We start from the raw sequence: 13,887 nt of genomic DNA, 5'->3' as shown, positions 1-13,887 counted from the left end.
GGCGCATTATAAGGGGATTAGAACGCCCGTCAAGGCTTAATTTCAATAAACCTTGATATCGCCTAAAACAAAGCGGGGAGGCCTGTCGGCCTCCCGCTTCGCTTCTCACGCCTTAAAGGCTAGGGAAGGCAAATTGCGACGCCTCATGGCTCGCTCGTTGCGGCCAACGCTGGGTAATCGCCTTGCGACGGGTATAGAACCGTACCCCATCCGGCCCATAAGCATGCAGGTCGCCAAACAGCGAGCGCTTCCAGCCACCAAAGCTGTGGTACGCCACAGGCACCGGCAGCGGCACGTTCACACCAACCATGCCCACTTCGATCTCGTCACAGAACAGGCGTGCCGCCTCACCATCACGGGTAAAGATACAGGTCCCGTTACCATACTCGTGATCGTTGATCAGCTGCATGGCCTGCTCCAGACTGTTCACACGCACCACGCACAGCACAGGGCCGAAGATCTCTTCTTTATAGATGCGCATCTCTGGCGTCACCTTGTCGAACAGGCTGCCACCCACGAAGTAGCCGTCTTCATTACCCGCCACACGGAAACCACGGCCATCCACCACCAGCTTGGCGCCAGCAGCAACACCGTCATCGATGTACCCCACTACCTTGTCACGGGCAGCAGCAGTCACCAGCGGCCCCATGTCCAGGCCGCACGAGGTGCCGGCACCGATCTTGAGCGCCTTGATCTGCGGCTCCAGCTTGGCGATCAGCGCATCGGCAACCTGGTCGCCCACACACACCGCCACCGAAATAGCCATGCAACGCTCGCCGCACGAACCGTAGGCAGCGCCCATCAGTGCGCTGACGGCGTTATCCAGGTCGGCATCCGGCATCAGCACTGCGTGGTTCTTCGCGCCACCCAAGGCTTGCACGCGCTTGCCGCGCTTGGTGCCTTCGGCATAAATGTACTCGGCGATCGGGGTCGAGCCCACAAAGCTCAGCGCTTTCACTTCCGGCGCCTCGATCAGCGCGTCCACAGCTTCCTTGTCCCCGTGCACCACGTTGAGGATACCCTTGGGCAGGCCGGCCTCCAGCAGCAACTGGGCAATGTACAAGGTCGAACTCGGGTCACGCTCGGACGGCTTGAGGATAAAGGCGTTACCGCAAGCGATGGCCAACGGGTACATCCACAGGGGGACCATGGCCGGGAAGTTGAACGGCGTAATACCGGCGACCACGCCCAGCGGCTGGAAGTCGGACCAGGCATCGATGTTCGGGCCGACGTTACGGCTATATTCACCCTTGAGCACCTCAGGCGCTGCGCAGGCGAACTCGACGTTCTCGATACCGCGCTTGAGTTCGCCTGCCGCGTCTTCCAGCGTCTTGCCATGCTCTTCGCTGATCATCTGCGAGATGCGTGCTTCGTTCTGCTCCAGCAGTTGCTTGAAGCGGAACATCACCTGGGCACGCTTGGCCGGCGGGGTGTTGCGCCAGGCCGGGAATGCAGCCTTGGCAGAGTCGATCGCTTCCTGAACGGTCGCGCGGCTGGCCAGCTCGACCTTGCGTACTGCCTGGCCAGTGGACGGGTTGAAGACATCGGCGGTGCGCTCACCCTTGGAAACCAGCTCGCCGTGGATCAGGTGCTGAACAATGCTCATGCAAAACTCCAGATAAAGAAGGTTGATGCTGGCGCGCAAAAAGCTCACGCGCCTTACGTCAGAATCGGAAAGATCAGTCGATCTTGTTCAGCGCTTCACCGACCGCGTCGAACAGACGGTCCAGTTCCTGCGGCTGTGTATTGAACGTTGGGCCAAACTGCAAGGTGTCGCCGCCAAAGCGCACGTAGAAGCCGGCTTGCCACAGCTTCATCGCGGCTTCATACGGACGGACAATGGCATCGCCATCGCGGGCAGCGATCTGGATCGCGCCGGCCAGGCCGTAGTTACGGATATCGACGACGTTCTTGGTGCCCTTCACGCCGTGCAACAGCTTCTCGAAGTGCGGCGCCAGCTCGGCGGCGGACTGCACCAGATTTTCCTTCTGCAGCAGGTCCAGCGCGGCGATACCGGCGGCACAGGCTACCGGGTGGGCCGAGTAGGTATAGCCGTGCGGGAATTCCACAGCGTATTCCGGGGTCGGCTGGTTCATGAAGGTCTGGTAGATCTCGCTGCTGGCGATCACCGCGCCCATCGGAATGGCGCCGTTGGTGACCTGCTTGGCGATGCACATAAGGTCAGGGGTCACGCCAAAGGCCTCGGAACCCGTCATGGCGCCCATGCGACCGAAGCCGGTGATGACTTCGTCGAAGATCAGCAGGATATTGTGCTGGGTGCAGATTTCACGCAGGCGCTTCAGGTAGCCCTTAGGCGGCGGCAGTACACCAGCCGAACCCGCAAGCGGCTCGACAATCACAGCTGCGATGTTCGACGCATCGTGCAGTTCGATCAGCTTGAGCATTTCATCAGCCAGGGCGATGCCGCCCTCTTCCGGCAGGCCTTTGGAGAAGGCATTGACCGGCAGCACAGTGTGCGGCAAATGGTCGACGTCCAGTAGCTGGCCAAACATCTTGCGGTTGCCGTTTACGCCACCCAGGCTGGTACCGGCGATGTTCACACCGTGGTAACCACGGGCACGGCCAATGATTTTGGTCTTGGTGGCCTGGCCCTTCAGGCGCCAGTAGGCGCGGACCATCTTCAGCGCGGTATCGGCGCACTCGGAACCGGAGTTGGTATAGAAGACGTGATTCAGGTCACCGGGGGTCAGCGCGGTGATCTTCTCGGCCAACTGGAACGAAAGCGGGTGACCGAACTGGAAGGCAGGGGAGTAATCCAGGGTGCCGAGCTGACGTGCAACCGCCTCGGTAATTTCCTTGCGGGTATGCCCGGCACCGCAGGTCCACAGGCCCGACAAGGCATCGAAGATCCTGCGCCCTTTGTCATCGACCAGGTAATTGCCTTCGGCCGCCACGATCAGCCGTGGGTCGCGATGGAAATTGCGGTTGGCGGTGTAAGGCATCCAGTGCGCATCCAGCTTGAGCTGGCTTGCGATACCGGCAGGAGCGGTTTCGGGCATGTTCATCGGCGGTTCCTCGAAAAACGAATAGGCAACGATGGATGTTGTTGCAGCTAAATTCGCACGTGGATAAAGTCTGAAAAAGACTACATTTCTAATCTTCAGGTAGCGCAAGACTAAACTTATGAGCCGACGCCCCGACCCCCTCGCCCAAGTCAGCGATTTCGACATCCGCCTGCTGAAGATCTACCGCAGCGTGGTCGAGTGCGGCGGCTTCTCGGCTGCCGAAAACGTGCTGGGCATTGGCCGCTCGGCCATCAGCCAGCAGATGAATGACCTGGAGCAACGCTTGGGCCTGCGCCTCTGCCAGCGTGGCCGCGCCGGTTTTTCGCTGACCGAGGAAGGCCGCGAGGTCTACCATTCGGCGCTGCAACTGCTCAGCGCGCTGGAAACCTTCCGTACCGAAGTCAACGGCCTGCACCAGCATCTGCGCGGGGAGCTGAACATCGGTTTGACCGACAACCTGGTGACCCTGCCGCACATGCGCATCACTCATGCATTGGCCGAACTCAAGGATCGCGGCCCCGAGGTGCGCATCCAGATCCGCATGATCGCCCCAAGCCAGGTCGAGCAGGGTGTACTCGATGGCAGCCTGCATGTCGGCGTGGTGCCGCAGACCAGCCCGCTATCCGGCCTTGAGTACCAACCGCTGTACAGCGAACGCTCGCTGCTCTATTGCGCGGTTGGCCATCCGCTGTTCTATGCCGACGATCAACAGATCGACGAAGCCCGCCTCAACAGCCAGGAGGCGATCGCTCCGACCTTCCGCTTGCCCGCTGAAATTCAGGCCCATTATCAGGCCCTGAACTGCACCGCCAGCGCCTCGGACCGTGAGGGCATGGCATTTCTGATCCTTACCGGCCGCTACATCGGCTACCTGCCCGACCACTACGCCACGTTCTGGGTTCAGCAAGGTCGCCTGCGCGCCCTCAAGCCCTCGCAGCGCTTCTATGACCTGAGCCTGAGCTGGGTAACGCGCAAGGGCCGGCGGCCGAACCTGGTACTGGAAAGCTTCCTTGAAAGCCTGGCTGCGACACGCTGATGCCTGCTTGTGACGCTAATGCTTGTTACTTGAGCGCAGGAAGGTAATCTTGTCCGACATCCGTTGCCACAGACCTGTACGGAATCGTCCATGACCCTAGAAGTCCCTGCGCATCGCCTATCCGCCTCGGGCAAGCCCGCTGGCCGCATCCGCCAGAAGAACGAACAGGCCATCATCCAGGCCGCCGAAGACGAGTTCGCCCGCCATGGCTTCAAGGGCACCAGCATGAACACCATTGCGCTGAAGGCCGGCTTGCCCAAGGCCAACCTGCATTACTACTTCACCAACAAGCTCGGCCTGTACATTGCCGTGTTGAGCAACATCATCGAGCTCTGGGACAGCACCTTCAACGCCTTGAGCGTTGATGACGACCCCGGTGCTGCGTTGAGCCATTACATCCGCACCAAGATGGAATTCTCCCGGCGCAATCCGCAAGCCTCGCGGATCTTCGCCATGGAGGTGATCAGCGGAGGCACCTGCCTGACCGAGTACTTCAGCGCCGACTACCGCGAGTGGTTCCGGGGCCGGGCGGCGGTGTTCGAGGCCTGGATCGCCGCAGGCAAGATGGACCCGGTAGACCCGGTTCACCTGATATTCCTGCTTTGGGGCAGCACCCAGCACTATGCCGACTTCGCTACCCAGATCTGCCAGGTGACCGGCCGCAGCCGCCTGACCAAGCAAGACATGGAAGATGCGAGCAACAACCTTATCCACATCATCCTCAAGGGGTGCGGCATCGCGCCGAGTGCCTGACATCGACTTATGCCTTCTACCCTGCTCGACCTCTGCGAGTTTCGCGAGGAAATCCGCAAGAGCCGCTTCATCACCCTCGCCGGCCCGATATCCAGTGCCGCCGAGGCGATGGGTTTCATTGAACGCCATAGCGACCCGGCTGCCACGCACAACTGCTGGGCCTGGAAGCTGGGCGGGCAATACCGCAGCAGCGATGACGGCGAACCCGGCGGCACGGCCGGCAGGCCAATCCTGGCTGCCATCGAAGCCCAGGACTGTGACCAGGTCGTGGTATTGGTGATCCGCTGGTACGGCGGCATCCAGCTAGGCACCGGCGGCCTGGCCCGGGCTTATGGTGGCGGTGCCAACAAGTGCCTGCAGCAGGCGCCGAAAAGGCTGCTGGTGCAACGCAGCGAGTACCGCTGCAGCTGCAGCTTCAGCGAACTGGCCTTGGTCAAACTGCGCCTGGCAGAAGTCGACGCACTGGTGCTGGAAGAACAATTCACCGCCAACGGGGTGGATCTGCACATTGCGGTAGGCGAAGCACACATCGGCGCGCTGCAACAGCAACTGGCCGACATCAGCCGCGGGCGCATCCTCTTGGAAGCCTGCTGACCTTTGCCCACAACAACTGTGGGCCTGCCTGTGGATAAGCTTGGGGCATTCTGATGCAGGCCACGCCCATCAAGGCCTGCAGAGCATTGAGCGTTTTTTGACCACTGCGTGATGAAAAGCTCGACCCGCTGAGCTGTCAAGAGTTATCCCCAATCGTCAAGCGTATGACACTCCGGCCGCCTGGCAGTTTGCACACATTAACTGTGGAATAGCCTGTGGATAACCCGTTAGCCAACAAGCGAAGCACCCGGGCGCACACAGCCAAACGCCATTGCTCATTTCTTGACCAGTGTTGATGCGGCGCATGACGCCAGGCTGAAGTATGCTCAAATCCTTTTCTTCTACCGCGACAGGAATGCTCCTATGACCACTCCACGAACTGCCCTCATCATCGGCGCCTCCCGCGGGCTTGGCCTTGGCCTGGTGCAGCGCCTTCACGAAGATGGCTGGAACATTACAGCCACGGTGCGCGACCCGCAAAAAACCGGCGCACTCGGCGAAGTGCCTGGGGTACGCGTCGAGCAGCTGGAAATGAACGACACCGCACAGCTCGATGGCCTGAAGCAGCGCCTGCAAGGTGAAGTGTTCGACCTGGTGTTCGTCAATGCCGGCGTCATGGGGCCGCTGCCGCAGGACCTGGAAACCGTGCAGCGCAATGAAATCGGCGACCTGTTCATGACCAACGCCGTGGCGCCGATCCGCGTCGCCCGACGCCTGGCCGGCCAGGTGCGTGAAGGCTCGGGCGTGTTGGCGTTCATGAGCTCGATCCTGGGTAGCGTGACCATCCCCGACGGTGGCGAGGTCTGCCTGTACAAGGCCAGCAAGGCCGCCCTGAACTCGATGATCAACAGCTTCGTGGTCGATCTGCAGCGACCTGACCTTTGCGTATTGGCCATGCACCCGGGTTGGGTAAAGACCGACATGGGCGGCGAAAACGCCGAAATCGACGTACTCACCAGTACCCAAGGCATGCTCGAACAGATCAAGGCGCAAAGCGGCAATGGCGGGCTGCGCTTCATCAATTACAAGGGCGAATCGCTCGTCTGGTGAGTTGAACCTGATCGGTGGTTGAAACAATGCAGGGCCAGGCCGGGCGCAATGCCCGGCCTGGCCCTGTAGAATGGCGGCAACCGTACCTGATTTGAGAACACCCACTATGTATGAATGGTTGAACGCCCTGCCCAAGGCTGAACTGCACCTGCACCTGGAAGGCTCACTGGAACCCGAGCTGCTGTTCGCCCTGGCCGAGCGCAACAAGATCGCCCTGCCCTGGAACGACGTCGAAGCCCTGCGTAGCGCTTACGCCTTCAACAATCTGCAGGAATTCCTCGACCTTTATTACCAAGGTGCGGACGTGTTGCGCACTGAGCAGGACTTCTACGACCTGACCTGGGCCTACCTGCAGCGCTGCAAGGCGCAGAATGTCATCCACACCGAACCGTTCTTCGACCCACAGACCCACACTGACCGTGGCATCCCGTTCGAAGTGGTGCTCAATGGTATCAACCAGGCACTCAAGGATGGTCGTGAGCAGCTGGGTATCAGCAGCGGCCTCATCCTGAGCTTCCTGCGCCACCTGAGCGAAGAAGAAGCACAAAAAACCTTGGACCAGGCCCTGCCCTTCCGCGACGCGTTCATCGCGGTAGGCCTGGACAGCTCCGAGAAAGGCCACCCGCCGAGCAAGTTCCAGCGCGTCTTCGACCGTGCCCGCAGCGAAGGCTTCGAGGCGGTGGCCCACGCTGGCGAGGAAGGCCCACCCGAGTACATCTGGGAAGCCCTCGACCTGCTCAAGATCAAGCGCATCGACCATGGCGTGCGCGCCATGGAAGACGAGCGCCTGATGCAACGCATCATCGACGAGCAGATCCCGCTCACCGTGTGCCCACTGTCCAATACCAAACTCTGTGTGTTCGACCACATGAGCCAGCACAACATCCTCGACATGCTCGAGCGCGGCGTGAAAGTGACCGTGAACTCGGATGACCCCGCCTACTTCGGCGGCTACGTCACCGAAAACTTCCATGCCTTGCACATTCACCTGGGCATGACCGAAGACCAGGCTCGCCGCCTCGCGCAGAACAGCCTGGACGCACGGTTGGTCTGACCGGACACGGCGTTGCAGTTACCCCACCTGCAACGTCGGAACGCGGGCAATGCGATTGATCTGCTGAATCCCCAGGGCCGAGATCTGCAATGCCCGCGTATTCTCGGCCTCACGTATCCATCCCGATTGCAGGAACAAGGTGAGCAAGGCCTGCCCCAGGCTACCGCCAAGATGAGGCCCCTGGTCGCTCCACTCATTACAGTGGCAGATCACGCAACCGCGCTGCTGCTGAGGTGCCAGTGCATCGATATAGACGCCAATGCTTGCCAACTGCGCTCGGCCCTTCTCACTGACCATCATCTGATGCACGCTGCCCTCCAGCCAGCCTGCTACCACCAATCGGTGATAGAGCTCACCGGCCAGCTCGCCGCCCAGGTGATCAGCGCAGCGACGCGCCCGGCGCATCGACATTGGCATCGGCAGCGGCTTGGCCTGCGCGCCTCTGTCATTACCCAGTTGCACACTGGCCAAGGCTTCTACGGCTGCGCCCACCTGGGGCGTCGCCAGCCGGAAGTAACGCTTGCGACCGCGCGCCTCAAGCCTGAGCAGGCCTGCCGAAGACAGCAATGACAAATGGGCGCAGGCTGAGGAGGAGGTCAACCCAGCCATCATCGCCAGCTCATCGGTCGGTCGCGGCGTGCCATCAATCAGCGCCCACAACATGGCGCTCCGCTTGGGGTCGGCCATCAGGCCGGCAATCTGACTGATACTGCTGACTGTATTCATGTCCCTTTAACTCCCTGCAAGATCACATCTGAATTCCAATGGCCAACATTGGCAACGCCGATTGCCCCCTAGCTGCTACCGGCCTGGCACCGGGGTCAGTATAAGCCGCATGAAAGCCCCCTCTGGCAGCCGTGCAGACAGACCTGTGAGTCAAAGGGGGATGGGTAGGGCACCCCTTGATCGATTGAGGAAGGCGAACGGCCCCCGCCTCAGTTTTAGGTGACAGGCATCAGACCGCGAAATAAAAGGGAAGAAACAACGCACGAGGAAGAATGGCCCCGTGCGGGCAGCGACTCTGCCGACAGCGCCGTTCCATAAATAGCGCAAATAAAAGCGAAGGTTCGACACCCTGCAGAAATTGCATCTGGAAGCGTCTGACGCCCCTGCCGGAAAATGCCCTGACCGCCAGTCAGGACACCCATTCATGCCCTGGCACCACGTAACCGCAGCGCTACACTTGACCCGCTCTCCCCACCATTCGGAGGTATGCCGCGATGGAGATTATCGTCAGTGCGTCCAACCGCAACCCCAACTGCCCCTGGGAGGTCAGGCTCGACCAGCATGTGGTGAGCTTCCGCAGCGAAGCAGAAGCACGTGCCTTCGTCGTCACGCTGGAAGCCCGTTTGCGCGCGCCTCACCCGCTCAAGCCGGACGCGTGGCCTGCAAGCGCCGGGTCAACAGCGCAACACTGACCACCAGTGCCCCGCACAGGCTGATTACCAACGCCATGGGCACTGCACTGCCGTCGTGCAGCAGGCTGACCAAAGCTGCCGCGCCTGCGGCAACGCTGAATTGCAGGCACCCCATCAAGGCCGAGGCGCTGCCGGCGCGTGCGCCCTGGCCGCTCATGGCGCACGCCGAAGCATTGGGGATGATGCAGCCCAGGCTGGCGATGCAGATGAACAGCGGCACCAGCAATGGCCATAGTTCAGCCGGGCGCAGCGCTGCTACAGCGAGCAACGCCAGGGCCGCGACCAGGTACAGCCAGACGGCACGCACCAGCAGGAAGGCCGGACCACGCTTAGCCAGCATGCGCGCGTTGATCTGCGCCACCAGGATGAAACCTGCCGCATTGGTACCGAACAGCCAGCCGTAGTGTTCGGCCGGCACACCATAGAGCTTGATGAACACGAAAGGTGAACCCGCGATGTAGGCAAACATACCCGCGATGGCGATCCCCCCTGTCAGGGCATGGCCAAAGAACGTGCGGTCAGCCAACAACCGCAAGTACTGGCGCAATGCGCCGGATAAAGGCTGGCGTGGCATATGCGCGGGTAAGCTCTCGGGCAACCCCAGGCCGACCGCCACCAGGCAAGCAGCGCTGAACAGGCTCAATGTCAGGAAAATCGACTGCCAACCAGCCAGGTTAACCAGTACGCCGCCGAGCATCGGCGCCAGAATGGGCGCCAACCCCATCACCAGCATCAGTTGTGAGAACACTTTGGCCGACGCCACCGGGTCGCACTTGTCGCTGACGATGGCCCGTGACAACACCATGCCGGCGCAGCCGCCCAACGCCTGGACGAAGCGTGCCAGGATCAGCGTGTCGAGGTTAGGCGCGTAGGCACAGGCCAGCGACGCCAGGGTAAACAGCGCTACGCCGAACAGCAGCGGTTTGCGCCGGCCAAAGCGGTCGGCCATCGGCCCATAGGCCAGTTGCCCCAGCGACAAGCCGAGGAAGTAGGCAGCCAGAGTGGTCTGGACATGTTTTTCGTCGGTGGCGAACGCCTGCGCCATGGCCGGGAAGGCGGGCAGGTAGAAGTCGATCGCCAGCGGCCCGAACGCACTGAGTGCGCCCAGGATAAGCACCATTCGCAGGTTCATCAGGAATCCATAGCAGGCTAAGCAAGTGCGTAAGTCTACCTGCAGTGGACAGTATCAGCATGAAAACATTTGCAACAAAACAGGGCCGCAAACACGGCCCCTTCCAACTCAAGCCACCTCAGCCTGGTAGCCCTCTTCACGAATCGCAGCCAGCAACTGCTCAGCACCCAGAGCGCTCTGCACACGCACCTGCTTGCCGGCCAGGTCGACCTCGACCTGGGCGTTTGCATCCTGTTCCTGCACCGCGCGGGTCACCGCCTTAACGCAGTGGCCACAAGTCATGCCTTGTACGTTGAACACTTGCATGGGTGTTGCCTCCTTCAGGGTTTAACTCAGTTTCAAGCTTGCCATCGGGGCAAGGTCAAGTTCTGCATCCAACGGCCGGGCTGGAAATCCGCACCAACCTCGGCCAAGCTGCGCCTTTGACGATTCGGCAAGCAGGAGATTCTTCATGTTCAGGACAGCACTGGGCGTTGTCGGGCTATTGGGCACGCTGGCCGCGGTGCCACCGGCAAGCGCCGAAGGCAACTCGGACTACAGCGTGCTGATCATTTCACGCGAACGCCTGGAAGTGGCCACCAGCTGCGAAATCGGCGTCTACCTCAACGACCAGCTTTCCGGGCGCGTGTTCCAGGAACAGTCGACCTCTTTCAACCTGCCGCCCGGCCCTGTTGACGTACGCTTGCGCCTGCTGCCGGGGCAGATGCCCGGCTGCGCGCCCGGCCTGGAAGACCAGCGCAGCACGCGACTGACCCTGCAGGCGGGCCAGATCAACAAGTACCGCATTGCCATGGGCCACAATGGGCTGGTATTGAGGCGAGCCAACCTGGACTATTGACCTTCCCCACATGGCAAGGTTGATGCTGGTGGCCTGTCCAAGGAGGAGAGCCATGCCCGCATCCACTGTATTCGACCTGCCGATCGCCGGCATGACCTGCGCCAGCTGTGCCGGCCGGGTCGAGCGCGCTTTGCGCAAGGTCAGCGGCGCTGAACAGGTCAGCGTCAACCTCGCCAACGAACAGGCCAGGGTCCAGGCCCCGGCCGGCAGCCTGCCCGCCCTGGTCGAGGCTGTGCGCGGCGCCGGATACGAGGTACCGACCCGCACCGTAGAGCTACAGATCGATGGCATGACCTGCGCCAGTTGCGTCGGCCGAGTCGAGCGCGCGCTCGGTAAACTACCGGGCGTTGAACAGGTCAGTGTCAACCTTGCCAACGAACGTGCCCACCTTCAGGTGCTGCAGGGCCTTGATGACAACCTGCTGCTCGGCGCGGTCGAAAAGGCCGGCTACAGTGCCAGCCTGCCGCTGTCGGTCAACAATGACCAGGAAGCCGTCCAGCGCCGCCTGCGCAACGAACGTCTGGCCGTCGGCGCTGCCCTTTTGCTGGCCCTGCCCCTGGTGTTGCCGATGCTGGTTCAACCGTTTGGTCTGCACTGGATGCTGCCGGCCTGGGCGCAATTCGCGCTGGCCACCCCCGTGCAGTTCATTCTTGGCGCACGCTTTTATGTGGCGGCCTACAAGGCTGTGCGCGCCGGCGCCGGCAACATGGACCTGCTGGTCGCGCTGGGCACCAGTGCCGGTTACGGTCTTAGCCTGTACCAATGGGCCAAGGCCTCTACCGGGATGGCCCCGCACCTGTACTTCGAGGCATCGGCGGTGGTGATCGCCCTGGTGTTGCTGGGCAAGTACCTGGAAAGCCGGGCCAAACGCCAGACCGCCAGCGCCATACGGGCCCTCGAAGCGCTGCGCCCAGAGCGTGCAGTGAGGGTGGTCGATGACCATGAAGAAGACGTTGCAATTGCCCAATTGCGGCTCGGTGACCTGGTGCTGGTCAAGCCAGGGGAGCGCTTCCCGGTCGATGGTGAAGTGGAAGAAGGCAGCAGCCACGCTGACGAAGCCCTGATCAGCGGCGAGAGCCTGCCAGTGCCCAAGCAACCCGGCGATAGCGTTACCGGCGGCGCGATCAACGGCGAGGGCCGGCTGCTGGTGCGCACCAGGGCATTGGGCACAGAAACCGTGCTGGCCCGCATCATCCGCCTGGTCGAAGACGCCCAGGCGGCCAAGGCACCCATCCAGAAACTGGTGGACCGGGTCAGCCAGATCTTCGTCCCGGCCGTGCTGGTAATCGCACTGCTGACCCTGATCGGTTGGTCGCTGGCCGGCGCCCCGCTGGAGACCGCGCTGATCAATGCCGTTGCCGTGCTGGTGATTGCCTGTCCTTGCGCCCTTGGCCTGGCCACACCTGCAGCGATCATGGCGGGTACAGGCGTTGCCGCGCGCCACGGCATCCTGATCAAGGACGCCGAGGCGCTGGAGCGCGCACATGCGGTGAACCGCGTGGTGTTCGACAAAACCGGAACGCTCACCTCCGGCAGCCCGCGCGTTGTCCACAGCCAGGCCCTGGTCGGTGATAGTGCCGAGTTGCACCGCCTGGCGGGGGCCCTGCAACGTGGCAGCGAACACCCCTTGGCCAAGGCGGTACTCGACGCCTGCACCGAGCAAGGCCTAAAGGTTCCCACGGTAGCCGACAGCCAGTCGCTTACCGGCCGCGGCATCGCTGGCCGGGTGGAAGGCCGCGAACTGGCGCTGGGCAACCGGCGCCTGCTCGACGAGTGCAACCTGCAACCCGGCGCCCTCGCCACAGAAGCACAGGCCTGGGAAGCCGAAGGCCGTACCCTGTCCTGGCTGATTGAACGAGGCGCACAACCTCGCGTGCTGGGGCTGTTCGCCTTCGGCGACAGCATCAAGCCCGGTGCCGACCAGGCCATCGCAGCCCTGCGCAAGCGCCATATCAGCAGCCACCTGCTGACCGGCGACAATCGTGGAAGCGCCAAGGTGGTAGCCGATACCCTCGGCATCGACGACGTGCACGCCGAAGTGCTGCCAGCCGACAAGGCCGCCACGGTAGCCGAACTGAAAAAGCACGGTGTGGTGGCGATGGTCGGCGACGGTATCAACGATGCCCCAGCGCTTGCCGCCGCCGATATCGGCATCGCCATGGGCGGGGGCACCGACGTGGCCATGCAGGCAGCCGGCATCACACTGATGCGTGGCGACCCGCGCCTGGTGCCTGCCGCCCTGGAAATCAGCCGCAAGACCTATGCGAAAATTCGCCAGAACCTGTTCTGGGCATTCATCTATAACCTCATCGGCATCCCACTGGCCGCGCTGGGTTACCTGAACCCGGTACTGGCCGGCGCCGCCATGGCGTTGTCCAGCGTCAGCGTGGTGAGCAATGCCTTGTGGCTCAAGACCTGGAAACCCACCAGCACCTCGCAGGAGGCCCCATGAATATCGGCCAGGCCGCCCGCCGCAGCGGGCTCAGCACCAAGATGATCCGCTACTACGAAGCCATCGGCCTGCTCAAGCCGGCCACCCGCAGCGACAGCGGATACCGCCTGTACCAGCCAGAGGACCTGCACAGCCTGGCCTTCATCAAGCGCTCACGCGACCTGGGGTTTTCCCTGGAAGAGGTGGGCAAGCTGCTGACCCTGTGGCAGGACCGGCAACGCGCCAGCGCTGATGTGAAGGCTCTGGCTCTGCAACACATCGATGAACTGAACCGGCGCATTGAGGAGTTGGCCAGCCTGCGTGACACCTTGAGCGAACTGGTAGCCCACTGCAAAGGCAATGACCGGCCTGACTGCCCGATACTCAAAGATCTCGCACAAGGGGGCGAGTGCTGTCACTGACACGTTTGACCACCACGCCCAGACACTTGGTATGCCATATTAGCCTGAAGCCGACCGAATAGTCGCCAAATGCGCCTAGACCCAATAAATACGGGCATTTTCATTCAAAAAAACCCGGACGCTGCCGATACAG

General features: G+C 62.0%; 14 protein-coding genes. 9 read left to right on the top strand and 5 right to left on the bottom strand.

The window, feature by feature from the left end; all coding sequences use genetic code 11:
• Nucleotides 1–112: 112 nt before the first annotated feature.
• Nucleotides 113–1,606: a CoA-acylating methylmalonate-semialdehyde dehydrogenase gene (locus ACEWE8_RS19315; RefSeq protein ID WP_046787873.1), complete on the bottom strand. Its 1,494-nt coding sequence runs from the start codon at nt 1,604–1,606 to the stop codon at nt 113–115.
• A 73-nt stretch (nt 1,607–1,679) separates the two neighbouring features.
• Nucleotides 1,680–3,026, bottom strand: a complete 1,347-nt coding sequence (locus ACEWE8_RS19310; RefSeq protein WP_046787872.1) for an aspartate aminotransferase family protein — start codon at nt 3,024–3,026, stop codon at nt 1,680–1,682.
• Between the two features lie 118 nt (nt 3,027–3,144).
• Here ACEWE8_RS19310 and ACEWE8_RS19305 point away from each other — a divergent pair, with 118 nt between their 5' ends.
• From ACEWE8_RS19305 to ACEWE8_RS19285, 5 genes are all read left to right on the top strand, one after another.
• Nucleotides 3,145–4,062: a LysR family transcriptional regulator gene (locus tag ACEWE8_RS19305; protein ID WP_012316368.1), complete on the top strand. Its 918-nt coding sequence runs from the start codon at nt 3,145–3,147 to the stop codon at nt 4,060–4,062.
• A 90-nt stretch (nt 4,063–4,152) separates the two neighbouring features.
• On the top strand, nt 4,153–4,815 hold the full coding sequence (locus tag ACEWE8_RS19300; protein ID WP_046787871.1) for a TetR/AcrR family transcriptional regulator: 663 nt from the start codon (nt 4,153–4,155) through the stop codon (nt 4,813–4,815).
• A 9-nt stretch (nt 4,816–4,824) separates the two neighbouring features.
• On the top strand, nt 4,825–5,409 hold the full coding sequence (locus tag ACEWE8_RS19295; RefSeq protein ID WP_046787870.1) for a YigZ family protein: 585 nt from the start codon (nt 4,825–4,827) through the stop codon (nt 5,407–5,409).
• A gap of 363 nt (nt 5,410–5,772) precedes the next feature.
• Entirely contained in the window at nt 5,773–6,459 is a 687-nt protein-coding gene (locus ACEWE8_RS19290; protein WP_046787869.1) for an SDR family oxidoreductase, read from the top strand.
• Nucleotides 6,460–6,565: 106 nt separating this feature from the next.
• On the top strand, nt 6,566–7,513 hold the full coding sequence (locus tag ACEWE8_RS19285) for an adenosine deaminase (protein ID WP_046787868.1): 948 nt from the start codon (nt 6,566–6,568) through the stop codon (nt 7,511–7,513).
• Nucleotides 7,514–7,531: 18 nt separating this feature from the next.
• Here ACEWE8_RS19285 and ACEWE8_RS19280 read toward each other — a convergent pair whose 3' ends face one another.
• Entirely contained in the window at nt 7,532–8,239 is a 708-nt protein-coding gene (locus tag ACEWE8_RS19280) for a helix-turn-helix transcriptional regulator (RefSeq protein ID WP_046787867.1), read from the bottom strand.
• Nucleotides 8,240–8,733: 494 nt separating this feature from the next.
• Between ACEWE8_RS19280 and ACEWE8_RS19275 the strand changes: the two genes are divergently transcribed.
• Nucleotides 8,734–8,931, top strand: a complete 198-nt coding sequence (locus ACEWE8_RS19275) for a hypothetical protein (RefSeq protein ID WP_080952191.1) — start codon at nt 8,734–8,736, stop codon at nt 8,929–8,931.
• Here ACEWE8_RS19275 and ACEWE8_RS19270 read toward each other — a convergent pair.
• Together ACEWE8_RS19270 and ACEWE8_RS19265 are read right to left on the bottom strand one after the other, a co-directional pair.
• Nucleotides 8,882–10,063: a multidrug effflux MFS transporter gene (locus ACEWE8_RS19270; protein WP_046787866.1), complete on the bottom strand. Its 1,182-nt coding sequence runs from the start codon at nt 10,061–10,063 to the stop codon at nt 8,882–8,884. The two genes, ACEWE8_RS19275 and ACEWE8_RS19270, sit on opposite strands and share 50 nt — an antisense overlap.
• Before the next feature lie 108 nt (nt 10,064–10,171).
• A complete protein-coding gene (locus tag ACEWE8_RS19265) occupies nt 10,172–10,369 on the bottom strand; it encodes a heavy-metal-associated domain-containing protein (protein ID WP_046787865.1) in 198 nt (65 codons plus the stop codon).
• Between the two features lie 145 nt (nt 10,370–10,514).
• Between ACEWE8_RS19265 and ACEWE8_RS19260 the strand changes: the two genes are divergently transcribed.
• Genes ACEWE8_RS19260 through cueR form a run of 3 tightly spaced genes read left to right on the top strand, consistent with a single transcriptional unit; the run spans nt 10,515 to nt 13,754 of the window.
• Nucleotides 10,515–10,901: a hypothetical protein gene (locus tag ACEWE8_RS19260; RefSeq protein ID WP_046787864.1), complete on the top strand. Its 387-nt coding sequence runs from the start codon at nt 10,515–10,517 to the stop codon at nt 10,899–10,901.
• A gap of 52 nt (nt 10,902–10,953) precedes the next feature.
• Complete coding sequence (locus ACEWE8_RS19255) at nt 10,954–13,353, top strand: heavy metal translocating P-type ATPase (RefSeq protein ID WP_046787863.1); 2,400 nt, start codon at nt 10,954–10,956, stop codon at nt 13,351–13,353.
• Nucleotides 13,350–13,754 (top strand): Cu(I)-responsive transcriptional regulator, encoded by a 405-nt coding sequence (gene cueR / locus ACEWE8_RS19250; RefSeq protein ID WP_046787862.1) that lies wholly within the window; start codon nt 13,350–13,352, stop codon nt 13,752–13,754. The genes ACEWE8_RS19255 and cueR overlap by 4 nt, the downstream gene beginning before the upstream one ends.
• The last annotated feature ends 133 nt before the right edge of the window (nt 13,755–13,887 follow it).

The organism is Pseudomonas sp. TR47, assembly GCF_044143025.1.
In the GTDB taxonomy this organism is placed as follows: Bacteria; Pseudomonadota; Gammaproteobacteria; order Pseudomonadales; family Pseudomonadaceae; genus Aquipseudomonas; species Aquipseudomonas putida_E.
Note: the sequence above shows the minus strand (reverse complement) of the source record. Positions and strands in the feature narration are given on the sequence as shown.